This window comes from Pseudomonadota bacterium (assembly GCA_036339585.1).
Lineage (GTDB): Bacteria > Pseudomonadota > Alphaproteobacteria > UBA8366 > UBA8366 > UBA8366.
The window spans coordinates 118,634-141,276 of the sequence record JAYZAS010000002.1; the positions used below are offsets into that span (position 1 = coordinate 118,634).

Annotated in this window: 20 protein-coding genes; 14 read left to right on the plus strand and 6 right to left on the minus strand. The window is 44.3% G+C overall.

Features of this window, described 5'->3' with window-relative positions:
- Positions 1-2 precede the first annotated feature (2 nt).
- The 12 genes from VX941_02225 (at position 3) to VX941_02280 (ending at position 13,950) form a co-directional block, all read left to right on the plus strand.
- Positions 3-680 carry a PIG-L deacetylase family protein gene (locus VX941_02225; protein MEE2932223.1) on the plus strand — a complete coding sequence of 226 codons (678 nt, stop codon included), beginning with the start codon at positions 3-5 and terminating at the stop codon, positions 678-680.
- A gap of 20 nt (positions 681-700) precedes the next feature.
- Positions 701-1,756: a pseudaminic acid synthase gene (gene pseI / locus VX941_02230; GenBank protein MEE2932224.1), complete on the plus strand. Its 1,056-nt coding sequence runs from the start codon at positions 701-703 to the stop codon at positions 1,754-1,756.
- A gap of 1 nt (position 1,757) precedes the next feature.
- Complete coding sequence (locus VX941_02235; protein MEE2932225.1) at positions 1,758-3,605, plus strand: asparagine synthase-related protein; 1,848 nt, start codon at positions 1,758-1,760, stop codon at positions 3,603-3,605.
- Entirely contained in the window at positions 3,602-4,342 is a 741-nt protein-coding gene (locus tag VX941_02240; protein ID MEE2932226.1) for a hypothetical protein, read from the plus strand. The genes VX941_02235 and VX941_02240 overlap by 4 nt, the downstream gene beginning before the upstream one ends.
- 36 nt (positions 4,343-4,378) lie before the next feature.
- Positions 4,379-6,118 (plus strand): carbamoyltransferase C-terminal domain-containing protein, encoded by a 1,740-nt coding sequence (locus VX941_02245; GenBank protein MEE2932227.1) that lies wholly within the window; start codon positions 4,379-4,381, stop codon positions 6,116-6,118.
- Positions 6,119-6,131: 13 nt separating this feature from the next.
- The gene (locus VX941_02250; GenBank protein MEE2932228.1) at positions 6,132-6,938 is read left to right on the plus strand and encodes a formyltransferase family protein; all 807 of its coding nucleotides are present in this window, start codon (positions 6,132-6,134) and stop codon (positions 6,936-6,938) included.
- Positions 6,935-7,630: a WbqC family protein gene (locus tag VX941_02255; GenBank protein ID MEE2932229.1), complete on the plus strand. Its 696-nt coding sequence runs from the start codon at positions 6,935-6,937 to the stop codon at positions 7,628-7,630. Before VX941_02250 ends, VX941_02255 begins: the two co-directional genes overlap by 4 nt.
- Before the next feature lie 2 nt (positions 7,631-7,632).
- The gene (locus VX941_02260) at positions 7,633-8,811 is read left to right on the plus strand and encodes a glycosyltransferase family 4 protein (protein MEE2932230.1); all 1,179 of its coding nucleotides are present in this window, start codon (positions 7,633-7,635) and stop codon (positions 8,809-8,811) included.
- Positions 8,808-9,881 (plus strand): glycosyltransferase, encoded by a 1,074-nt coding sequence (locus VX941_02265; GenBank protein ID MEE2932231.1) that lies wholly within the window; start codon positions 8,808-8,810, stop codon positions 9,879-9,881. The genes VX941_02260 and VX941_02265 overlap by 4 nt, the downstream gene beginning before the upstream one ends.
- A 132-nt stretch (positions 9,882-10,013) precedes the next feature.
- On the plus strand, positions 10,014-10,913 hold the full coding sequence (locus VX941_02270) for an isocitrate lyase/phosphoenolpyruvate mutase family protein (GenBank protein ID MEE2932232.1): 900 nt from the start codon (positions 10,014-10,016) through the stop codon (positions 10,911-10,913).
- A 314-nt stretch (positions 10,914-11,227) separates the two neighbouring features.
- On the plus strand, positions 11,228-12,751 hold the full coding sequence (locus tag VX941_02275) for a DHA2 family efflux MFS transporter permease subunit (protein MEE2932233.1): 1,524 nt from the start codon (positions 11,228-11,230) through the stop codon (positions 12,749-12,751).
- 122 nt (positions 12,752-12,873) lie between these two features.
- Positions 12,874-13,950 (plus strand): ornithine cyclodeaminase family protein, encoded by a 1,077-nt coding sequence (locus VX941_02280; protein ID MEE2932234.1) that lies wholly within the window; start codon positions 12,874-12,876, stop codon positions 13,948-13,950.
- Between the two features lie 89 nt (positions 13,951-14,039).
- Here the strand turns inward: VX941_02280 and VX941_02285 are convergent, their stop codons facing one another.
- From VX941_02285 to VX941_02295, 3 genes are all read right to left on the minus strand, one after another.
- Positions 14,040-15,728, minus strand: a complete 1,689-nt coding sequence (locus VX941_02285; protein MEE2932235.1) for an iron ABC transporter permease — start codon at positions 15,726-15,728, stop codon at positions 14,040-14,042.
- Entirely contained in the window at positions 15,722-17,734 is a 2,013-nt protein-coding gene (locus VX941_02290) for an extracellular solute-binding protein (GenBank protein MEE2932236.1), read from the minus strand. The genes VX941_02285 and VX941_02290 overlap by 7 nt, the downstream gene beginning before the upstream one ends.
- Before the next feature lie 65 nt (positions 17,735-17,799).
- Positions 17,800-19,245, minus strand: coding sequence for a DUF4856 domain-containing protein (locus tag VX941_02295; protein MEE2932237.1), 1,446 nt, complete (start codon positions 19,243-19,245; stop codon positions 17,800-17,802).
- A 358-nt stretch (positions 19,246-19,603) separates the two neighbouring features.
- Between VX941_02295 and VX941_02300 the strand changes: the two genes are divergently transcribed.
- Positions 19,604-20,020 carry a Fur family transcriptional regulator gene (locus tag VX941_02300; GenBank protein ID MEE2932238.1) on the plus strand — a complete coding sequence of 139 codons (417 nt, stop codon included), beginning with the start codon at positions 19,604-19,606 and terminating at the stop codon, positions 20,018-20,020.
- 48 nt (positions 20,021-20,068) lie between these two features.
- Here the strand turns inward: VX941_02300 and bfr are convergent, their stop codons facing one another.
- The 3 genes from bfr to VX941_02315 all read right to left on the minus strand — a co-directional run bounded on the left by bfr (position 20,069) and on the right by VX941_02315 (position 21,904).
- Positions 20,069-20,551 carry a bacterioferritin gene (gene bfr / locus VX941_02305; GenBank protein ID MEE2932239.1) on the minus strand — a complete coding sequence of 161 codons (483 nt, stop codon included), beginning with the start codon at positions 20,549-20,551 and terminating at the stop codon, positions 20,069-20,071.
- An 853-nt stretch (positions 20,552-21,404) separates the two neighbouring features.
- Positions 21,405-21,719: a hypothetical protein gene (locus VX941_02310; protein ID MEE2932240.1), complete on the minus strand. Its 315-nt coding sequence runs from the start codon at positions 21,717-21,719 to the stop codon at positions 21,405-21,407.
- Positions 21,716-21,904: a hypothetical protein gene (locus VX941_02315; GenBank protein ID MEE2932241.1), complete on the minus strand. Its 189-nt coding sequence runs from the start codon at positions 21,902-21,904 to the stop codon at positions 21,716-21,718. The genes VX941_02310 and VX941_02315 overlap by 4 nt, the downstream gene beginning before the upstream one ends.
- A gap of 112 nt (positions 21,905-22,016) precedes the next feature.
- Between VX941_02315 and VX941_02320 the strand changes: the two genes are divergently transcribed.
- A complete protein-coding gene (locus VX941_02320; protein ID MEE2932242.1) occupies positions 22,017-22,526 on the plus strand; it encodes a hypothetical protein in 510 nt (169 codons plus the stop codon).
- Positions 22,527-22,643: the final 117 nt, after the last annotated feature.

Sequence of the window (22,643 nt, forward strand, 5' to 3'; positions counted from 1 at the left end):
AAATGACTAAACGTATCTTAGTAGTTGCTGCCCATCCCGATGATGAAGTTCTTGGATGCGGAGCCACTCTTGCTAAACACTCTATGGACGGAGATGAAGTCCACATCTTATTTTTAACAGATGGAGTATCTGCGCGAGAAAGCACCAATATAGAAAATGATCGAGATATCCGGCGCAAAGATTCTAAGACTGCAGCCTCTATACTTGGCATAAAGTCTATCGACGGATTAGCTCTTCCGGATAATGGGCTAGATAAAGTAGCCTTACTCGATATTATTCGACCAATCGAGAGCAAGATTATTAAGTGTAAACCGGATATTATATATACCCATCATTTCGGTGACCTTAATGTTGATCACTGTCAGGCTTACAATGCAGTGTTAACTGCTTGTCGCCCGGTCCCGGGCTTTTCGGTATCAGAAATTCTTGCCTTTGAAACACTATCGAGCACAGAATGGGCCGGGATTGAAAAAAATAAGGCTTTCATACCTAATAAGTTTATCAATGTCAGCGCGACGCTGGATACAAAATGTGAAGCAATGGAAGCCTACAAGCATGAATTACGTGAGTTTCCACACCCACGTTCACTAAAGGCTATCCGTGCACTGGCGAGTCTACGAGGTGCAAGTGTCGGGTTAAAGGCAGCCGAGGCATTCACAGTTATCCGGCAAATCTTGTAAAATTAACAGGCAAATAGCCCATGACAAAAAGGTTAGAAATACTAGGAAAAGTGATATCAGAAAATGAACGGCCCTTTATCATTGCCGAAATTTCTGGAAATCATAATGGGGACATTGAGAGGGCGTATGCAATTATCGACGCAGCGGCAGAAGCCGGTGCAGATGCCGTAAAACTACAAACCTATACCCCCGAAACCATGACACTAGATTGTGATCGACCCGACTTTCAAATTAAAGGCGGTCTGTGGAACGGATATTCTCTATTTGATCTCTACGAATGGGCCCATACCCCATGGGATTGGCACGAAAGACTTTTCGAGCGAGGTCGTGAGCGTGGTGTCCCTGTTTTTTCAACACCTTTTGATCCCTCTTCCATTGTTTTTTTAGAAAGTCTAAACACTCCCGTTTATAAAATCGCTAGTTTTGAATTGATTGACCTTCCGTTCGTTAGGACTGTTGCACAAACTGGTAAACCAATGATTTTATCGACAGGTATGGCGAATATTTCTGAGATAGAAGAAGCAATCTCGGTAGCTAAATCTGTTGGGAATGAAAATCTAATAGTTATGCACTGTGTAAGTGGCTACCCAGCCCCAGCTAGCGACTATAATTTAGCTACAATACCAGATCTCGCCGATCGTTTAGGTTTGCTAATTGGGCTGTCAGATCACACGCTTGGGATTACCGTTCCCATAGCCGCAGTAGCCAAAGGAGCAGTAATTATAGAGAAACACTTAACTCTACGACGTGAAGATGGCGGGCCAGACGCAGCCTTTTCGCTGGAGCCAGATGAGTTCAAATTAATGGTTGATGGTGTGCATGTCGCATGGCAGGCGCTCGGGAAACCCCATTACCACCGAAAAAAAAGTGAAACAGATAACGTTATATTTCGTCGATCGCTTTACGTGATAAAGGATATTCCTAAGGGATATCCACTCAACGAAAATAATGTGCGATCAATCCGACCGGGTCACGGAATTGCTCCAAAACATCTGCCCGATGTTCTAGGGCGCGTAGCTCGTCGCACTCTCATGCGCGGTGAAGCGCTCACGTGGGATATGCTAGGGGGCGAGTGATATGACTGCGCTCTGCGTTGCGGCTGGCATGGCGAAGGCTGATGCGATTGTTAGCAGGATGTTAACAAACCTCCCTTCTACTAATCGAAAATTTGGCCAAGCGAGCCCCGCACCTGACCTTGCCCTCGGGCATTCATGGCATAGTTTTCTTCAATACCTAGGGCCACCTGTGTCCTTTCAGGACGGGCTTACAATCCTTGTAAGTGGTGATATTTTTGATGACGATGGGCTTTACCCTAATCCCGCAAATCTCATTGCTGATCTATACCGGGTCGATTGCTTGCACAAAATTGCTTGGCTTAACGGAAGCTTTTGCATCGCCATACTTGATCCGATAAAAAATAGAGTGACACTTATTACGGATAGACTTGCCTCTCGCAGCCTTTTCGTTTGGCATGATGATAAGAGATTGTTAGCAAGTTCAAGGCTTATCCCTCTAGTAAGCGAGAGTATTGTTCCCAAACGCCTAAGCAAACAAGGAATTGCCGAGTTATTAGTTTATCAGCGCACCATTGCGTGCCACACACAGTATGAAAACATAGCCTCCATACCAGCATCTCAAGTCTGGGTTTGGGAGAAAGGTAGGTTGCAAAAAAATACTTCTCGCAAGCTTACGTGGACTAAACCGGAGTTTACAAAAGCCGAAGCTGCAGAAGGTTTGGCAGTCGCTCTTACACGAGCAACTGCACGACGATTATCAGATCCAACACGACACGGTTTACTAATGTCGGGTGGACTCGACTCGCGAACAGTACTAGGTGCTGCCCAAAAAACTGGTTTACCCATTGGCTGTTCAACTGTCGGCGCATGGGATAACACTGAAGTCGAACTTGCGCGAAAAAGTAGCAAAATCAGCAATGTGCCATTCACACTTCACCATTGTGGTGCTGATGCATTGGGCTCGGCTATCGCTCCAGCAACCTTTGCGAGTGATGGGCTGTTTTCAGCGCCGATCAATCTCTTTCCTTGCCTGTCGGCAATTGCAAAAAACTATGATGTCATGTTAAGTGGGCACGGGCTCGATTACACTCTGCGTGGCTATTATTTACCGTGTAAAACACTCAAAGTAGCCGGCTCCGTCACTCGGCTACCAATGCTGCGCAGAATTTCAAATAGCAACCCATCCACTATCGCCGACAGCTTGCGTGTCGGCATCTCGCCTGAACTAGCTAAAACCATATTAAGGCCGAGTTTTGCTGCAGAGTTCGATAAGCGTCGTATTACGGGCATGGAGGAAGCCCTTTCAAATGCAGACGTTGATGATGAATATAATAATTGGGACGCGTTCATTCTGCATTCTCTTGGAAGGCACTACGCATACTCCGATTTTGTTTCAATTGATGAAGTGCTCCATCATCGACCGATTGCCTTTGATCCGGTGGTCTTCGACATATACTTGTCGATGCCACCTTCTTGGCGTGCAGAGGGAAAGGTTGCCCATAATGCAATGATGCAACTTTGCCCAAAACTTATGACACTTCCGGATTCAAACACTGGTTTTTCCGCGCGATTCGGATTTTCAAGACAAATTGCCTTGGTACTTATACGGGCGTTTTTTCGTCGTATTGGATTGGCTGCCCGCACCCAATTGCCGGACCCGACCTTCACACATGGATCATGGATGGATATGGCCATGTTATTCCGATGTAACCCCGCCTGGCGCGAACGTGCAGAACGTTTAGTTGACGATCCTGCAATCAACGAATCAGGCCTTTTTAAACAAATTGGAATTCGCAAAATTGTTTCAGCACACATGAGTGGTAAAGCTAATCACAAAAAACTGCTGATGCAATTGTTGACTTTTTCCAGTTGGTTCAACAACCAGCCATTTGATGGAGTGGCAGAATGACTACTAACGAAGCTTTTTCTATAGCGGGATATGAAGCTCTAATCAAAGGTTTGCTTGAACATGGATATGAGGTTAGAGATTTTTCCGATGCTGACCCTTCACAATCCCACCTCGTGTTAAGACATGATATAGATATGAGTCTAGAGGCTGCAGTTGAGATTGCACAGGTAGAAAGCCGGCTTGGTATTTCTGCCCACTATTTTGTTCTACTGCGGACTGAAATGTACAATGTTTTTTCCAAGAATGGATTGCAGGCGGTAGAGAATATCTTGAGCCATGGACATAAAGTTGGTCTCCATTTCGATGCGTCCCTATACAAAAATGATGAATTCGAGGATGCAGCTGAGTGGGAGGTCGATTGTCTACAATGTGCAACCGGCTGCGAAGTTGAAATGATAAGCTTCCACCGTCCAAAAAAATCTTTACTTGGGCGAGAAAAATCACTGGCTGGTCTTCGCCATGCTTATCAGCCGCGTTTTTTTTACGAAATGGCATACTGTTCAGACTCTCGCGGCCACTGGGCATATGGCCACCCGCAAAGTCTAAAGACAGTGAGGGAAAGACACTCTTTGCAATTACTCACCCACCCGATATGGTGGACAAAGAATGACAATACTAATCCTGTTTCAAGGCTGGACCAATTTGCCGACGACCGGCATCTATATTTGCGAAAGGAGCTTGGCCGTAATTGTGAGCCCTATGGTCATGCCTATCCTCACTTATTCGATGCCGATTGAAAAAGGTATCTGCAAAAATTCTTTGAAGGTAATTAAATGAGCCTGCCAACGTATATCTTAGGTATCCATGATGGACATAATTGTGGTGCGAGTCTTTCTCGCAATGGTAGAATCGTGGCATCAGTTTCTGAGGAGCGCTTGAGCCGATCCAAAAATGAGGTCGGATATCCTGCTAAATCCATCGAAGAAGTTCTGCGCATTGAAGGTATTGAGAGTGAGGACCTTTCAGAAGTTGCCTATGCCTCACTTTTCATGCACCAAAAGTCGTATCTTACAGAATTGGAAAGTTGGTATTGTGTCGGGATCGAGGAACAACGTGCCGATTTTGCAAAGCCGCGCGAATATCAGAAGGTAATCTTTGAACAGCGCAAAACAGCGCGTATAGAAGCTGTATGCAACCACTTGAGTATTCCGTCTGCCAAAGTATTCTTCGTTGAACATCACCTTGCGCATCTGACTGCTGCATACTTTACTGCACCCAATGTTTCTTTGGGCCAACGAATTCTTGGATTAACTTGCGACGGTGCTGGCGATGGACTTGCAGGGTCCGTTTCAGTATGCTCCGGCAATACTATCGAACGTATCGGGATCATCGACCGCCATGCCTCTCTAGGCAAGATATATTCCCGTGTCACAATGCTTTTAGGGATGACGCCTTGGGAGCACGAGTACAAACTTATGGGCATGGCGCCATATGCGGATCCTGAAAGAGCCGATATCGCAGCTGGTACTTTTCGTAATCTTCTAAAGCTTTCGGATGATAAAACCACATTCGTTCAAAACAGTGAAATATCAATGAATTACTGCTACAATGTGTTGCGCGAATCCTTTGAACGCATTCGCTTCGATACTTTAGCAGGCGCAACCCAGCTCTTCACAGAGGAAATGCTAGTTGATTGGGTGCGTGGGTGTATCAAGAAAACTGGCATCAGCGATATTGTTGCAGGTGGTGGTGTTTTCATGAATGTTAAAGCCAATATGCTCATTGCACAATTACCTGAGGTGACTAGTTTTTACGTGATGCCAAGCGGTGCTGATGAGTCACTTTCCATTGGTGCATGCCTTCACCGATATTATTATCAAAACGAACAAACCGATCATAGTGAGAGTATTTTTGAAAATCTTTACCTCGGGGGTGAATTCACTAAAAAACAAGAAGAACGGGCAATTGCGGAAATATGCGGTGACAACATAGAGGTTGCGGAGCTGGAGCATGTTGATGGTGTAGTTGCTGACCTGCTGGCTGAAGGTGAAGTCGTGGCACGCGCGCGAGGAAAAATGGAATGGGGTGCCCGCGCTCTTGGTAATCGTTCAATCCTTGTAAGCGGACATGATTACCGCATCGTTGATCAGCTCAATCAGGCAATTAAACAGCGTGATTTCTGGATGCCCTTTGCGCCGTCCGTGCTTGAGGAGAGCGCCCATCGATACTTTAGCGACCCAAAAAATCTGAGGCCCTATTTCATGACACACACATTTGAAACAAATAACGAAGGTCGTGACCACCTATCCGCCGGGACTCACCCGCGTGACCACACAATTCGAGCTCAGGTAGTTACAGAGAAAGCTAATCCTGATTATCATGGTCTTCTTAGTTCCTTTGAAATGAAGACTGGACGCGGTGGTTTAGTGAATACATCATTCAATCTACATGGAGAGCCGATAGTCCACTCACCAGAAGATGCTATCCGGGTACTGACGAAATCAGGCTTAAAACATCTAGCCCTGGGGCATTTTCTCTTGAGCAAGAAAACCCAATCCTATAACAATTCGTAAATCATATCCGGATATGCGAATACACCTTTTTACAACCGACCCAAGCGGACTGCAGCTAGAAAATATGCTCCCCTCTGGTGTCGAACTATCTTGTGTCATCATTCCTCAAAACAGAAGAACATCAGAAAAAGTGGCTAATGTCGTAGAGTTATGCCAAAGGTCAAATATTGAAGTTTTTGAGCACAAGCGCGGAGAAGCATTGCCTAATACGCTACCGATAGCTGAACGTGCGATATCTTGGCTCTACTCACAAATCATTAGTAAAAAAGATTTAGAGCGTTACCCTCGGGGCATGTTGAACATGCATGGTGGAAAAATTCCTGATTACCGTGGTGCCAACGTGATGCAATGGCAAATTATTAATGGCGAAAAAGAACTTGGTATTACATGGCACGAAATAGTTGAAGAGGTAGATGCTGGGCCAATATGGGCCGAGACAGTAATTCCCATTAATGAAGATGCCACCGCATTTGAATTGCGAAACGATATGATTCATGCCGGGGTCACTCTTTTTAAGGAGGCATGGCTTAATTCAACATCGGAAAATTTCATCCCACGCAAACCTGATCTCCGTAAAGGGCGAGTATGGCCAAACCGCCAACCAAAGGATGGCTTTTTGACTTCCGAATTTACTGCTAAAGAAGTCAGAAACACGGTCAGAGCACTAAGCCCTCCTTGGCCACCCGCAACAATTGAAATAGGTGGAAAAATCGTAGCGATAAACGGCGTATTTAACATGCCGGCTCATGATCGTATTCCTTACAAAACTGCAGACGGTGAAACACTGTATCTTGATACATACGATATCGGGGCACAATGAAAGTTGTAGCTATCCATCAACCAAATTATCTTCCGTGGCTTGGTTACTTCGCAAAAATTTCTGAGGCCGACGAGTTCGTTTTTCTTGATGATGTGCAATACAGCAAAAATAGCTATATCAATAGAGTCAAAGTTCTGCACTCGGGCAAACCGCGTTGGCTTACCGTGCCAGTATCATTTAGATATGGCGATACCATCGATAATGTTATGCCCGCCCAGAATGATTGGGTGCGGCGGCATATTGACGGGCTCAAGAGTTTTTATCAAAAATCACCTTTTTTCGCCAAGATCTGGACCGATATTACGGATATTTATTGTGAACTACCGTGCGACTCCCTAGCCTCCATTAACATTGAGCTAATCGAACGTGTCAGTACATTATTAAAACTTCGCTGCACGTTCAAACGTTCATCGTCAATGGTCTTAGGAGACCTTGTGGGCGATAAACGCCTCGCCGAGATTGTTAGTATACTCGCACCCGGCGGTAAATATCTCTCAGGAGAGGGAGGTGATAATTATCAAGATAAAAAAACATTTTCCAGCGCAGGAATTTCGCTGACGTACAGGGCTTTCGTCAATCCTGTATATACTCAGAGTTCGGATCAATTTGTTTCTGGGCTATCGGTAATAGATGCAGCCTTTCATCTTGGCTGGGCGACTACTGCTAAAATGTTGTCACAAAATAGAACGTAATTGTGAAAAAACTTAGGGTGCTTTGTCTTGACATTGAGGGCGGATTCGGCGGGTCCTCGCGAAGCCTGTATGAAAGTATTGCGCATATAGACCGAACCAAACTAGAGGTATCCATCTGGTGCAAAGCTGCAGGACCAATCCAAGATAAATATGAGAACCTCGGCGCAGCAGTTACAGTTCAGCCAAAAATGCCAAAAGTCTCCTCTCTGCCAAGGTTAAGCAGAAACATAATAGCCTACCTGCGTTTCATATCTGATTGGGTCAAGTCTCGGTATTTTCGGAAAAAATTATTGGAGGCATCCCAAATTGCTGATGTAGTCCACTTCAATCATGAGTCTTTATTTTGGTTGGCTCGCTGGCTAAAACCACGCACCAACGCCAAACTTTCGATGCATATTCGCACCAACCTCTACGGCACAATCTTTTGCCGGTTCCAAATTAGGTGCATAGCAAAAACAATACACAAATTAATATTTATTACTGAAAATGAACGATCCACGCTTGAACGTATTACTGGCCTACCAATAACCGGTGACGTAATCCACAATATTGTTGATCTAAAAGAACACAAACCCCACATACTAGTTCCATCGGATGACCGGTTTAAAGTAGCCAGCTTATCAAATTTTGCCTGGGTTCGCGGGGTGGATCGCTGTGCAGAAATTGCCCGCGCATTAAAGGATCGAGGGCGGAACGATATTTTATTTGTTCTTGCGGGTAAGATGTACATGCCGCGTACGTTACCGGGCCCTTGCGGAAGAGCAGCTCGCAAAGGTAAGACCTTCGATGAATTTATCTCTGAATGCGGCCTCTCTGATATGTTTGTTTTTTTGGGGCACGTAATTAACCCAGAAAATGTACTTGCGTCCTGCAACGCGCTGATCAAACCAACCCGGGAGTCTAACCCTTGGGGTCGCGATATCCTAGAAGGCCTTGCAGCCGGAAAACCCGTCATATCAGTAGGCACGTATGACAAATTTGTCGAGGATGGTGTGACGGGTTTTTTAAATCATGATTTTGATGCCGGAGCGATTGCAGCGAATATAATATCGCTAGCAGATAATCCTGTATTGGAAAAAAAAATGGGTGCAGCTGGACGCAAGCGCGTAGCAGAACTGTGTAATGGAAAAGCGCGAGCGAAGGACTTGCTTATAGCTTGGCAAAGCACGGTAGCCGGATGAAATATAAAATAGTTTTTTTAGTGCCTTCGTTTGCAGGAGGCGGAGCCGAGCGAGTAATTATTATGCTTGCAAATAGCCTTGATAGAAGTCGTTACATCCCTTCGATCATTGCGCTAGATGCGAAAGGTCCTCTCCAGAATCTCATCGCCAACGATGTTGCAGTTGTTAATCTTGAACGCCCGAGATTACGTTATGCGATCATACGCTTAATCAAGGAGATTCGAAGGATAAATCCCTACGCCGTTGTCCCAACTATGGGCTATCTGAATCTTTGCGTCCTTTCAATATGGAAGTACGTCGGCTCTGATATTAAAGTAATAGTAAGAGAAGCAAATGCGGTAGATGCTACGTTGAAGGCAATTAGATTACCGTGCCTTGTCCGATATCTTTATCGCTACCTTTACCCTCGCGCAACACATGTAATTGCTCCAAGTCAGCTTATAGCAAAAGACCTGCGTGAAAGATGGAGGGTATCCGATGAGAAGTTAGTAGTGTTACCCAATCCGGTCGATACAAAATGGATCCGCAACCAAGCTAACAAAATCAAACGCTATCCAGGAAAGGGAAGGCGGTTTGTCGCATCGGGTCGACTTGTTGACCAAAAAGGATTCGACCGCCTAATCTCTTGGTTGCGAGATATGCCGCCTGATACTCATGTTACAATATTTGGTGAAGGGCATATGAGAAATTCCTTAATTGCCCAAGCTAATGAAATGAAGGTGATGAAACAGCTTCGGTTCGCGGGTTTCGTAAAAAATCCGTGGGGTTTCTATGCTGGTGCCGATGCTTTCTTACTCACATCGCGATGGGAGGGTATGTCGAATGCGTCGCTAGAAGCGCTTGCACTAGGGACCCCCATAATTGGAACACCACAAGCGGGTGGTCTTAAGGAAGTCGCAATCCAGGCCCCTCCTCAAGCAATAACACTTGCCGAACCGGGAATGAATTTCGTGGATGCATTAATGCGGGTGCCTGCATCAATACCGAGTAAATTACGTCCGAGTTTACTCCCTGGTTTCTATTCACTGGAACGTGCTAATAAGAAATTTGAAGAAGTTTTAATCTCTTAAGATTTGATGAGCATTGATACATTCATGCCCCAGCCAATTGGGGCATTATGCTCTCTGAAGGCTTTGGCCCATGATAAAACCGAATTTAATTACCATTTTTAGTATACACTTCGTCTAACTCAGGAGGCAGACATGGAAAAAATGACCACAATGTTAAGGAATTTAATAGCAAGCAATGATTTTTTATACATGCCCGCCGCATACTACCCATTATGCGCCCTTGTAGCACAAAAAATTGGGATAAAAACAGCTTACGTAGGTGGGTACGTCACCGGTGGCTCTAAGGCGGTCTCGGAACCTCTTTTATCTATGAGTGAACAGGTAACCGTTGCTGGTGAAATTGCCCAAGGCTGCTCAATTCCCATTATTGCTGACGCTGGTGCTGGTTTTGGTGAACCACTTCATTGCATGCGGACCGTGAGAGAATTCATCAATGGGGGCGTGGCTGGTGTGCATATAGAAGACCAACTCTATCCAAAGCGAGCGCATTATCATAAATACGTAGCTCATGCAATTCCAGCCGATGAGTTTGCATACAAAATTCGCTATGCTTGCCGTGAACGCGACGCTAAAGATCCCGATTTCGTAGTAATAGTACGTTCAGATACCTGTCGTTTTGAAGGTTTTGATGAAGCGGTTAAACGCGTCAACATGGGTGCAGAAGAGGGAGCTGACATGGGACTTATTTTTCCAACTAATCACGACGAGGCTGTGCAAGCACCAAAAGAATGCACCATTCCTATGGTTTACGTACAAAGCCGCGGCAATCGAGATGGTAGACCGTTATATGGTAATAATGAACTTCAGGATATGGGCTACAAGGCATGTATAGATGCACAGCTTTGGTTAATGGTGAGTTTTCATCATGCAAAAAAAGCTCTGGAAGAAATACACTCAACAGGAAATTATACCGGTATGACCGACGCCGAAAATATTTCAGTGCGTCAGGATATCGAAGATGCTATCGGCCTAGAGGACTACTATCTCATCGAAGAAGAAACTGTTGAAGAAAAGAAATGGGGTAAACGTTGATAGGTAACGGCTAGAGATACTTTGAAGTAGTAAAAGTAGAATCATTCCGGCCCGGAGCGCTGGGCTGACAAGCCTTAAGTTGTCATTTAGTTTGAGAAAAAATTGTATGTAAGACTAAATTGAACCTAGCCACTATTAAATAGTGTACCCGGCAAGCCCTAGAAAAATGCTTTTCACTATTAACGATAAGCAATGCAATTCGCGGCTTAAGAATATAAGAGGGAACATATCACAAACGCTTTTTTTAGCATATCGGACAAATAAGCTCTCCTAAATATTTCTACTATATTGTCTAAATCCCGAAAGACCTTGATTTGAATACCGTTAAAAATGGCGACGTTGCGACTGAAAACCCGGGCCAATTATTATTACTGACAATTGGTGTATGCCTTGCTTCAGGTATGCAGTCGATGGACACTTTTCTATCTGGCATTGCCTTACCCAAAATGATGGGAAGCTTCTCTACCTCTTATGATGAGATTTCTTGGGTCCTAACCGCGTACCTTATTGCTGTTGCTGTTTTTACTCCACTCACGGCTTGGCTAGGACGACGCTTTGGGCGCAAGCGAGTACTACTTATCGGCATAGTCGGTTTCGTAATCGCGTCAACATTTGCCGGACGTTCTGACAACTTATTAGAGATCGTGACCTGTAGGTTCATACAAGGAGTCTTTGGTGCCCCGCTAGTGCCGGTTGCTCAGCAAATCTTGTTAGATGCTTGGCCCAAAGAACGCCATAATATTGCACTCGGCTGGTTCAGTGTAGGCATGATGGTGGGCCTGATTGTTGGCCCAGTTCTGGGTGGCTTCCTAACCGAGTTTTATAGTTGGCGTTGGAACTACTACGTCAACATACCAGGCGGCGTTACCGCATTCGTGCTTATATTTTCTTTCGTGCGCGAAAATGATCCTGACAAAACTCGTAATTTTGACCTGACAGGTTTTCTCCTTTTGGGCACCTTCCTGATTTGCCTTCAGTGGATACTGGACCGCGGCCAAAAACAGTCGTGGTTTCAATCCAATGAGATAATAATAGCCACTGCTGTCGCAGGATGTGCACTGTATCTATTTATCATTCATATCTTTACTGCGCGTCGGCCATTTGTCGACCCATCACTATTTAAAGACCGTAACTTTGCGATTTGTTCATCATATTTGATTCTTAATGGCATAATGATGTTTGGTTTCATCGCATTATTTCCCGCCTTGTTACAAAACTATATGGGCTACCCAGTACTTGATTCTGGATTAATTCTGACCCCACGGGGTATTGCGACCATGTTTGCATCAGTTTTTGTTGGGCATATTCTTGCCCGGATTGGCCCAAAACCGCTGATAGTTGCTGCCAGCATTCTAATGGGCACCTCATTCTTTTTCCTTGCACGTATTACACCAGACATAGATTCAATTAGCCTAGTTGTTTTGATTGCACTTCAAGGGGTAAGCTTTGGTTTCTTCTCAACAACTTTAACTGCCTCAGCTTATTCTAATTTACCAAATGAGTTACGACCTGATGCCACTGCTTTTCAAGCATTATCGAGGCGTATCGGCGCAAGCATAGGAGTTTCAGTTCTTGTTGCTCAACTTCTTAGGTATCAACAAACTAACCGTTCGATGCTCGGCGAAAATATATCCCTATATAACGATCGGTTTCGCCACATGGCACTGCCCGAAGACTTAAATATGTTAGACCAATCTGGACTTCACGCATTTGGGAAAATGATTAACGAACAGGCAGAATTTATAGCATTCTTAGATTGCTTCAATTTTCTCGTTTGGGTTTGCTTCTTCACGGCTGTGGGTGCTTTTTTTATAAAAACTACAAAGAAAAAAACATGATACTCTTTTGCTAACAGCCTTAGTAAAATAGGCAATCCTAAGCATGAAATTTACCGGCAAACTATAGTTTTTAAAAACCCAGGTTAATCAATGGTTAGTATCCACAACACTGTCGGCCTACTGTGACCCTTATAGTATCCAATGAACAAGTTGCGCAGTTACTTAGTATAAAAGATGTGATTCATTCGCTCGAGGAAGGATATCGCGAGGCATCTGCGGGAAAAGCCATTCTCGGTTCACGCGCTGACTTGAACACAATTACATCACATCCCGATTCCGTCTACCAATTAAAATCTATGAGCTCGGTTGTCCCTAGTTTAGGTGTTGGGGCAGTGCGTATAAATTCGGATATACTCTCTTATCCGACCATCGAAGGAAAGGTTCGGCGTCAAAAAGTTCCACTCGCACCCGGCAATCGATGGACGGGGTTAGTTCTACTTTTCAGCACCGAAACGGGGGAACCGTTGATGATATTTCCTGACGGAGTGATGCAACGCCTCAGAGTGGCTGGAACGAGTGCCCTAGGCGCAAAATATATGGCCCGGTCGGACGCCGAAACCGTTGCCCTGATTGGATCAGGATGGCAAGCGGGCGCCCAAGTCATCGCTATTGCTGCTATTAGGAATATCAGAAACTTTAGGGTTTACAGCATGAATCCGCAAAATTGCAAAGTCTTCTGTGAAACAATGTCGCCAGAGATAGAAATTGACATGGAGCCTTTTGAGAATGTGAGTGATGCAGTGGCAAAAAGTGATATTGTACTTTGCGCAACAAACTCAAATGAAAATGTCTTACTTAATGATCATGTCGAACCAGGCATGCACATAAGTTCTATTCGAGATAACGAGATCGCTTTAGAAGCAATCAGAAATGCTAATGTAACTGCGATGCATGACACGAAAAGCATGGACTTTGAAAACTACGACAGCACTCACGGTTTGGTAACTAAGGACCAAGAAAAAGAAGCAGGCAACGACCCGCGTATGGATTACTTGCGCAGCGTCCCAACATTACCGGACCTCATTACGAAAAAAGCTTGCGGTCGTGTTTCTGATGACCAGGTAACGTGTTTCCTCAACTATCGCGGCCTTGCGCTTCAATTTGCTGTGTGCGGTGCGTTACTGTACAAGCAAGCGAAAGAAAGGAACATCGGGAATGCGTTACCAACTGAATGGTTTACTGAGAATGTTGTTCCTTAACCCATTAACCACCTGCGAAACCGGAAAACTTTTGTACTGTCTTTGAAAACGCCACAACATTGAAAAATTACGCACCCTTTTTCAAAACCTTAAGGAGTAATTTTATATTTAGAGTTATACGGAGGCTGAAAACGGTTCAACGCGGCATTCATCACAATCACTGGTATTACGCCAGTAACAACTATTGCTAGCGCAGGCAAAGCCGCCTTCTCCAACATTTCATCTTTTGCAAATTGGTATACGTAGGTTGCTAATGTCTCAAAATCAAAAGGACGCAACAACAATGTCATGGGCAGTTCCTTCATTACATCAACAAAAACCAAAAGACCACCAGCAACACAGGAAAGACGCATCATGGGGAGGATTACAAAACCCATTGTTTTTCCAAAGCCATGCCCAAGGACACGGCTGGCTTCGATCATGCTTTCAGAGATTCGGGCTAGACCCGATTTAACAGCACCGTACCCAACAGCCTGGAAACGAACCACGCACGCAAAAATCACCAACGCAACGCCACTTGTCAGACCACCACCATATTCCCAACCAAAGATATCCCTAGAAAATATCGCAACATAATTATCTAGGGCACCTCCAGCCATAACCACACCCACGGCTAGGATAGTGCCCGGGAACGCATATCCAAAAGATGAAATTGCAGTTAATCGCTGGACAACCAAATTCTTGTTAAATGATGCTACCAATCCCAGGAACACGGCTGTTGCCATAACCAAACTGGCAACTGCACATCCAATTAAAATGGAATTAGCGGCGGCATCAAACATAGCGGCAGTAAGTGCTGTGGAATGTCCCTCGATAATAAACCCGACGAGAACCGAAACTGGCGTAACAAACCCCACAACCACGGGAAATAAACAAAAAAATATACAAAAACCTGCACGCCAACCATTAAGCGGCTCCGGTGAGAAAGAGACCGAATAACGCGACGTGTCAACAAAACGCCTCTTAGCGCGAGCTAATATTTCTACTAGAAGTAACAGTATGATGAAAAGAAAGGCACAGGTTGCGATTTGTGCTGCTGCTGCCAAATTGTTCATCCCAAGCCACACATTGAAAATACCAAGAGTAAGGGTTTCAATTGCGAAATATTCTACTGTTCCAAAATCGGATATCGTTTCCATCATCACTAATGCGACACCGGCGACTATAGCCGGCCTTGCTAATGGAAGACCAACGGACCAAAACATATTACGACCTGAAATGCGGGCCGCTTCAAAATATGATGAGGGAGTAAGTAGGAAAGCTGTTCGAGCGATAACATAAACATACGGATACAACACAGCACTCATAACGAATATTGCGCCACCCATGGAACGTATTTCTGGGAACCAATATTCACGAGCTGACTGCCAGCTAAAGAAATGCCGTAACAAACCCTGGACTGGGCCGGCATATTCCAGAAAATCAGTGTAGGTATAAGCGATCAAATAAGAGGGAATGGCGGCAGGCAGCAACAATATCCATTGACACCATTGCCTTCCGAAAAATTCATACCTACAGACAACCCAAGCAGCCGTTACCCCAAAAAGAACGCTCAATGCACCCACCCCGGCCATTAAGGCAACAGTATTAACAACGTAACGCGGCAGAACTGTTGCAAATAAATGTTGCCAAAGACCACCACTGTCACCCGCTGCTGTCACTACGACTGCTACAACCGGAGTGAAAAATGAAACGGCAACCAGGATAGCTGCTATCGCCCAGAGGTTGAAACGTCCTCTTGTGCTCTCTGAAATCGAGTTACCGATGACAGCTACCATCCTACCCGATCAATCACTTTCTGAGCCTCTGGCGCACGCTTTGCGATCATCAGTACAGGCATCTCGTGTTCACGAAACGTACCCCATTTAATTAAATCGGAAGACAGGGGAACTGCAGCATTAACCGGATACTCAAAATTTATTGTCCCGTACAGCTGCTGCGCTTGTTTCGATGTAAGAAACTCTAAAAACCGAATTGCTTCCTTATAATTTTTTGAAAACTTCGCTATTCCACCACCAGAAATATTTACATGCGAACCTCTGTCATTTTGATTTGGAAATATTAGGTTCACCGACCCTGCCCACTTTCTATGTTCTAATTTTTCTGAATGTTTGAGTTTTCCAAAGTAATAATTATTAATGATCGCAATATCACAGACCCCTTCGTAGATACCCTTTATCTGGGCGCGGTCATTTCCCTGCGGCCTCCTCGCCAAATTAGAGACCACGCCCTTTGCCCACAACTCCGCTGCTGCAACGCCAGAGGTGTGTATGATGGACGCTACCAACCCCCGGTTATAAACATGACTACCGGGCCTCGAACAAATCCGGCCCCGCCATTTCGGATCAGCTAAATCTTCATATCGTGCAATACCTGCTGCATCCCGAGCTTTTTTGGATACCGCTACTATCCTTGCGCGCTTGGAAAAACCAAACCATCTGTTTTCAGGGTCGCGCAGGTGCGCTGGTATATTTGTCTTCAATGTTTCTGATATCACCGGCTGCAATAATTTTTTATCCGCATAAACATACAGCCTTGCAATATCAACAGTGAGGATCACATCCGCCGGACTTCTGGGCCCCTCTGCCTGAAGGCGCTGTGCCAAACCTTTGGACGCATACACCACATTTATTTTTGTCCCGGTCTTATTTTTATAGGCCTCTAAAAAAGGCTTTATTAAAAATGGCTGACGATGTGAATAAATATTCAGTTCGGCGGCTGAGGCGTACCCGGGAAATAAGCCCCCCCCAAATATCGACACGGTTAATAAGACCCCACCCACCATTCCTGAGCGACGAGACAGTACCTTCAAAAATTGAACCATCTTTTTTGAATCCTTTTTCAAAATTTTTGCGATTACGTTCGCCGACGTCGTAAATGGTAGAAAATATAATGAGGACAAGTCATGCTGCTTTCCATTCACAACTCCGAACTTAAGTTTTTGTTTTTTGCCTGCTAGCATTAGCGTTCCAAACATTCCATCCCAAATTGCTAAAACGACCCCAAAGTTTCGATCATGATGCTCCCTATCTGTGGAGTGGTGAATCTGATGCTGGGCCGGAGAAATCAATAGCCTTTCGACAAACCGTCCGTATGAAATCCATATATGGGAATGGCGCAGATTTGAACCTACGGCGTTAAATACAAACAAAAAAGCATTTGCGCCCAAAATAGTTAAAAGATCTGCACGGTCACCAAAGAAAAACAAGAAGACAGAAATAGTTACTGCTTGGACTAAGATTGTGCGCAAAGTAAAGAATAAAGCTTCAATAGGATGTGCCCGAAAGACGGTAAACGGAGTGAGCGTTTCGGCCGAATGATGGACTTGATGAAAGGCCCATAAAAAGGAATATTGGTGGAGAGCCCTATGCAGAACATATTTTGTAAAATCATCCAATAGGAATACCGATAGCGTAAAAATAATGCCTATCGTTAAATCGGATGCATCATCCAAGAGTAAGGTACGGCCATCAAATATTAAGTGTAGTGTCTCGAAAAGCACGGTGGCAAGGGCGAGCTTGGATATAAGTAACGGCGCAATCCCCAGAAACAACGCTTGATTTATAGCCATTAACTTAAAATCTGCCTTAGCGGAGTCAGACAACCAAATTTTAATTGAAAATAATTCTGCTAAGGCACTTTTTGGTCGCATTTTGTAAACAAATACTTGTACACCCAAGGCGATCAAGATCGCAGCCAATAAAAACCCTACGAAAATGCGTTTCTGTGGATTAAAGAGAGGACCGAATAATTCTCTCGCATAATCAAAGAAGAACAGATCCATTTATACCCCAGATAAAGAAATGGCGGCTCAACCTCTGTAGGCCGGGCCGCCATCTTGAATAAGGCTTAGTCATTTTCAACTGATTTGCCGCCACCGAGCTTGTTTGCTAGGTCTGCCAAATCGCCAGAAATTGAATTGTTTCGAGCCCGAACCCCAAACTCATCGACAAGTAGCTTCTGAACTTTAGCCATGTGCAGCATATACTCGCCCCAAGAGGAGCCTTGACCCCGCACATAGTTACCTTTGCTATCTATATCTGTGACTTGGCTAAGGTTTGGCATCAGTGGACCCGCACCAATCATCCTGTTAAGCCTAGTTGCGGTTTCACCGAGATTTTTCTTACCAGTTTGGAGCGCGAGAGCGAAGCCCTTAAGTTCACCCCAATACTTGATGTATTTGCGAAGTTGTTTCTTGGTGTCACCGTTAGCGTCAATGATTGTTTGAAGCTTACCCATGGTCTTGTAAACTGACCCTGCATATTTGTAAGTCGCTTCCGCTAAAACTTTCTCCCAATTATCACCAATCACTGCTGCATGTTGGCGCAGTTTTGTTCGCTGTGCATCTGATAATTTCTTACCACCAGCAGACGTAATTAGTTTACGGCCATCAATGAAAGCTTTCACGATAGTATGCAGGTATTTCGTTTCATTACCTTTCCCATAAACTGAGGCATCGAAACCTGCCGCGTAGTAAGCAGGCCCAAACGTGTGCTCGGATTTAAGGTCGACTTTTCCATCTTTATTGTAATCCGCGAATATCAGCGCATTCTTTTTTGGCTTTGATTTTTTTCCTTGTTTAGCAATTTCATAAACTTGACGGGGAGTAAGTTTTAAGGCGTGTGCGGGTGCTCCAAAATAGCCGAACCCCTCATCCCAAGAATGTTCTTTACCCGTGTAGTGCTTTCCCTTTTTGTAAGGCTTATCATTAGGCTTCTTTCCTGCACTTAACTTTTCATCGAGATAATTATCGACGGCCTGATTATACATCATGGCCCCCATGATGAATTTGGATATGAGCTGTCCGTAATCGTATCCGTTGGAATAATCCACACCCTTTGTAGCCGATGACGCCTTGTCTATCCAAAATGCTACCAGGTCAGGACCTGTCATATTGCCAGGCATGCCCGTGATAGAGCCTTTAAAGGTTTTCCCTGCAATATTTTTTTTCTTCGAAATTTCATCGATTGTTGTTTGTTTGACCACATAGGACCCTTTGGTCTTTGGAGCTATTATCTTGCGCCCTTTATCCTTACCTTTAAAGTAAGACATCATCTTGGATTTTAGCTCTGCATTCGGCTTGCCGTTGCCCTTTGAGGCCAGCTTTTTGAGCGAATCATGAAGCGCATGCCGAGCGATTTGGCCAGAATAAGCTACTGAATTTGTTTTCTTACCACTGTACCCCGTAACAGTGACCGGGTATGGTCCATAAACGTCACTGTCGGCTACGGCAGCTGTCGTGACTATCGCGAATAACAGTCCAACTAAACCGATTAGGTTTCTTGCTTTTAGCATTTTTAAATCCTCTTTCAAGATTTGTTTAATATAAAAGCCACGATGTCGCAAAAAACCGCGATCCGGAGATTTGAGAACGAAACATAGTTGCGAATGGTTATCAATTGCAAAGTTGTCGCACTGAAAACAAAAAATGTAAAGCGCAAAATGCGAATGGTTATCAGTTGCACTTTTACTGCACTTTCGAACTATAATGATTTTTGGTTGCTTTTTTTGGCAAGGTCACAGTTTTGAAACATTTTGAATAAAATCAGTACTGGAAACTAAATGGGGGAGATTTAGTTCTTTCCACAACCTCTACAACTGAGTGATAATAATTAATGAGTCTACACATTAAGACAGCGCAGGTAACCGGCAAATGATAGACAGCAGAATCGAAAGTCTTTGCGAGAAAAAGGGTATGCGTATGACCAACCAACGTCGCGTGATTGCACAGGTTCTCTCTGATTCAGTTGACCATCCTAGTGTACCCGATGTTCATGAGCGAGCCGTTAAGATAGACCCAAGTATATCAGTGGCGACCGTTTACAGAACGGTTCGCTTGCTTGAAGAGACCGGGATTTTAGAAAGACATGATTTTAAGGATGGGTATTCGCGGTATGAGACAAAAAATGAGCACCACGATCACCTAGTGAATATCGAGGATGGTACCATAATAGAATTTGCAAACCAAGAAATTGAAACTCTCAAAGAACGGATAGCAAGGGAACATGGTTTTCGGCTAGTAGATCACAGGCTCGAGCTATATGGAGTGCCTATTGACAGCGACACATGAAAAAAATTCTGCTACCCAAATCATAAACCATCGCAAACTTGAAAGCATCTAGGCTTCTTTTTCCTCATACATGTGTTCCTGCAAATAATTTGGTAAGCCTGCCTGTTCTATCCGAGTGTCCTGAGCTTCAATCCAATCAATGTGTTCCTCAGTGTCTTTAAGAATAGTTTCAAAAACATCGCGGGAACCATAGTCCCGTACACTTTCACATTCGGCTATTGCCACCTTCAAACAGGCTTGATTTGTTGTCTCTGACGCCATATCGCATTCGAGGATCTCTGGAACTGTCTCTCCAATTCGCAGTTTACCCAAGCTTTGGAGATTAGGAAGCCCGTCCAGCATCAGGATACGTTCTATCAACATATCTGCATGTTTCATTTCGCCGATTGATTCTTCGTAAACCTTCTGGCCGAGCTTTTTAAACCCCCAATCTTCCAACATTCGCGCGTGAAGAAAATATTGATTGATAGCAGTGAGCTCATTTTTCAATATTAGGTTAAGCTGCTCCAAAACGTTTGTATCGCCTTTCATGCCCTGCCCCATAAATATTGTTAACAATCGGACCACCAAAGGCCTTAGCACGAGAAAAAATCCACATGTGCAATTGACTCTCAAGTGCAAAAAATTTACTAACGTTCAACATATTGAACGCATGCACCCGGGACTAACTTATGTACATCTGTAACTGTAACGCTATAACAGCACGTGACATTGCAGTTGCCATCAAGGGTGGAGCATCGCACTGGAAAGATGTTCATGCCCATTTTAAACGCACTCCATGTTGCGGAATGTGCGAAAACGAAATAACCGAGACTATCAAAGTTACAAAGTTTAATATTTGTCAGGGTGGGGAGGATCTATCGTTGCTCCGACCCCCCCCCTCCTCGTCGAGAGGTAGCAAAGCGGCCTGACAATTCCTATTTGCTGATTTAAAATGCCTACACATATCCACCACATTTTAATCTGACGATCTAGCTCAGTTGTTTTAGTGGATGTATGGTAAGGCTGTTTATAACAGTTTCTAACCAGCCATAAGAACTTTGACAGGCTAGAGTAATTTTTATGTGGCTCAGTGCCCGTGCCACTTCAAGTTAGTGAGATTACTGACAATAAGGGCGGAGACCGGTCAAGTGAGGAGAGATAGCAACTGTCAACATCACCTGCCCGGCCCCCGCAGTCACCGCACCGACTTCATCATGGCAAGGAGGAAAAGTCGGTTTGGAGGGAGACTGGAGAAATCACTGGAAACATTATATAAATACTTTGAAAACCGCGCCCAATAAGGAAAAGCTCTCTACGTTATAATGTTCTGTCCTTCAGCTAATAATTTGAATGGTTCCGTTTTTGTCTTCTCCTTTTTTTAAAGGCATTACCAATACATGCTTCAAGCCGTTACCGGGTCCGGGGCAGCGAGCTGCCTTCGGGAATATCCGGGAATATCTGTTTCGGAACCGAACCTTAATAGGAGGCCCGCTTTCTGGAGTTTCATTGTAAACTGAGAGAGGTGCGGTTTGGTAGGGTTAACAGCCATTACAGGCATCCATCCCTTAAACAAATCATTATCCCCCGATTTCGAAAAACCCGCTTGGCTGATTGCTAACCAGTTCAAAAAAATCAGCTCGTCTTCACTTATGGAAGCACAATGCTCGCAACGAATATCGATGGGACCCGAGGAACTGATTGTCACGATAGTCATCATTGCGTCCAGATCCAGATAGCATTATCAACTCTCGCAAGTCGGTATGCATCCTGAAGTTGTTCAGAAATGCTACACCAACTTTGAATTCCATCAATCCAGAGGCGAACACTCCAAAGAACGAGCCTTTCCGGAAAGTACAGTTTCTCAAATAATTCCTCTGGTTTAGAAGGAAATAAAGCTGACATTAAAAATTTCCTTAAACGTGCAAATAATTCTCATTTGCATATTTAGCGCCAGCGAGCTAAAAATGCAAATGATAACTATTCGCAATGCAGCGAAAAATATTGAGGAAAGCATATGCGTATCCAAAATAATGATCAAATTCAGGGAGACCAAACACCTGATTTAGTCGATTTAACCGAAGCCGAAAGGTTTGTCGTTAGATCAATACGCAAATGGCTATTCGGTCATAGGTTTGAAAAACAGCATGTATGGGATTGTATGTGCAAAGATTTTAAAATTTCATTTGGCGAAGAAGATGGCTGTAAGATAGTTACTAGTGTATCTGCTATCATCTCGACTTTGTTGAAGAATGCGAACCGTAAAATAAGATTTCACCAACCGTGCTGCCCTTGTCTGGTTTTAGACGAATATTTTTTGGTCCGCTTTGTGGCAGCCTGCCAACACAAAGACTGGCCCCAAGCGCATGCGGCAGCGCGTTGTTTAATTTCTGAAGATGGTATAGGGGACTTTCTCGTAGCCGGATCGCGTCTTGGAAAGGCCATGCGCCGGCATGCCCTACAACTACCTAAAGACCGCATCGATGAATTTATATTTGATAATTCTAAGTCCCACTATGTGCACTGAAAAACAAATATCTTTGGATTAGATAAAAACAAAATCAAATCACTTGATCAAAATTATAATTTTAATCCCAATGTTCAGCCGAATTTAAGCTCCTGTGAGGCCGTAGAACTTTAACCC

Coding starts and splice junctions, on each gene's coding strand:
- VX941_02225 (MEE2932223.1), top strand. CDS start 3: ATGACTAAACGTATCTTAGTAGTTGCTGCCCATCCCGATGATGAAGTT.
- pseI (MEE2932224.1), top strand. CDS start 701: ATGACAAAAAGGTTAGAAATACTAGGAAAAGTGATATCAGAAAATGAA.
- VX941_02235 (MEE2932225.1), top strand. CDS start 1,758: ATGACTGCGCTCTGCGTTGCGGCTGGCATGGCGAAGGCTGATGCGATT.
- VX941_02240 (MEE2932226.1), top strand. CDS start 3,602: ATGACTACTAACGAAGCTTTTTCTATAGCGGGATATGAAGCTCTAATC.
- VX941_02245 (MEE2932227.1), top strand. CDS start 4,379: ATGAGCCTGCCAACGTATATCTTAGGTATCCATGATGGACATAATTGT.
- VX941_02250 (MEE2932228.1), top strand. CDS start 6,132: ATGCGAATACACCTTTTTACAACCGACCCAAGCGGACTGCAGCTAGAA.
- VX941_02255 (MEE2932229.1), top strand. CDS start 6,935: ATGAAAGTTGTAGCTATCCATCAACCAAATTATCTTCCGTGGCTTGGT.
- VX941_02265 (MEE2932231.1), top strand. CDS start 8,808: ATGAAATATAAAATAGTTTTTTTAGTGCCTTCGTTTGCAGGAGGCGGA.
- VX941_02270 (MEE2932232.1), top strand. CDS start 10,014: ATGGAAAAAATGACCACAATGTTAAGGAATTTAATAGCAAGCAATGAT.
- VX941_02285 (MEE2932235.1), bottom strand. CDS start 15,728: ATGGTAGCTGTCATCGGTAACTCGATTTCAGAGAGCACAAGAGGACGT.
- VX941_02290 (MEE2932236.1), bottom strand. CDS start 17,734: ATGGATCTGTTCTTCTTTGATTATGCGAGAGAATTATTCGGTCCTCTC.
- VX941_02295 (MEE2932237.1), bottom strand. CDS start 19,245: ATGCTAAAAGCAAGAAACCTAATCGGTTTAGTTGGACTGTTATTCGCG.
- VX941_02300 (MEE2932238.1), top strand. CDS start 19,604: ATGATAGACAGCAGAATCGAAAGTCTTTGCGAGAAAAAGGGTATGCGT.
- bfr (MEE2932239.1), bottom strand. CDS start 20,551: ATGAAAGGCGATACAAACGTTTTGGAGCAGCTTAACCTAATATTGAAA.
- VX941_02310 (MEE2932240.1), bottom strand. CDS start 21,719: ATGATGACTATCGTGACAATCAGTTCCTCGGGTCCCATCGATATTCGT.
- VX941_02315 (MEE2932241.1), bottom strand. CDS start 21,904: ATGTCAGCTTTATTTCCTTCTAAACCAGAGGAATTATTTGAGAAACTG.
- VX941_02320 (MEE2932242.1), top strand. CDS start 22,017: ATGCGTATCCAAAATAATGATCAAATTCAGGGAGACCAAACACCTGAT.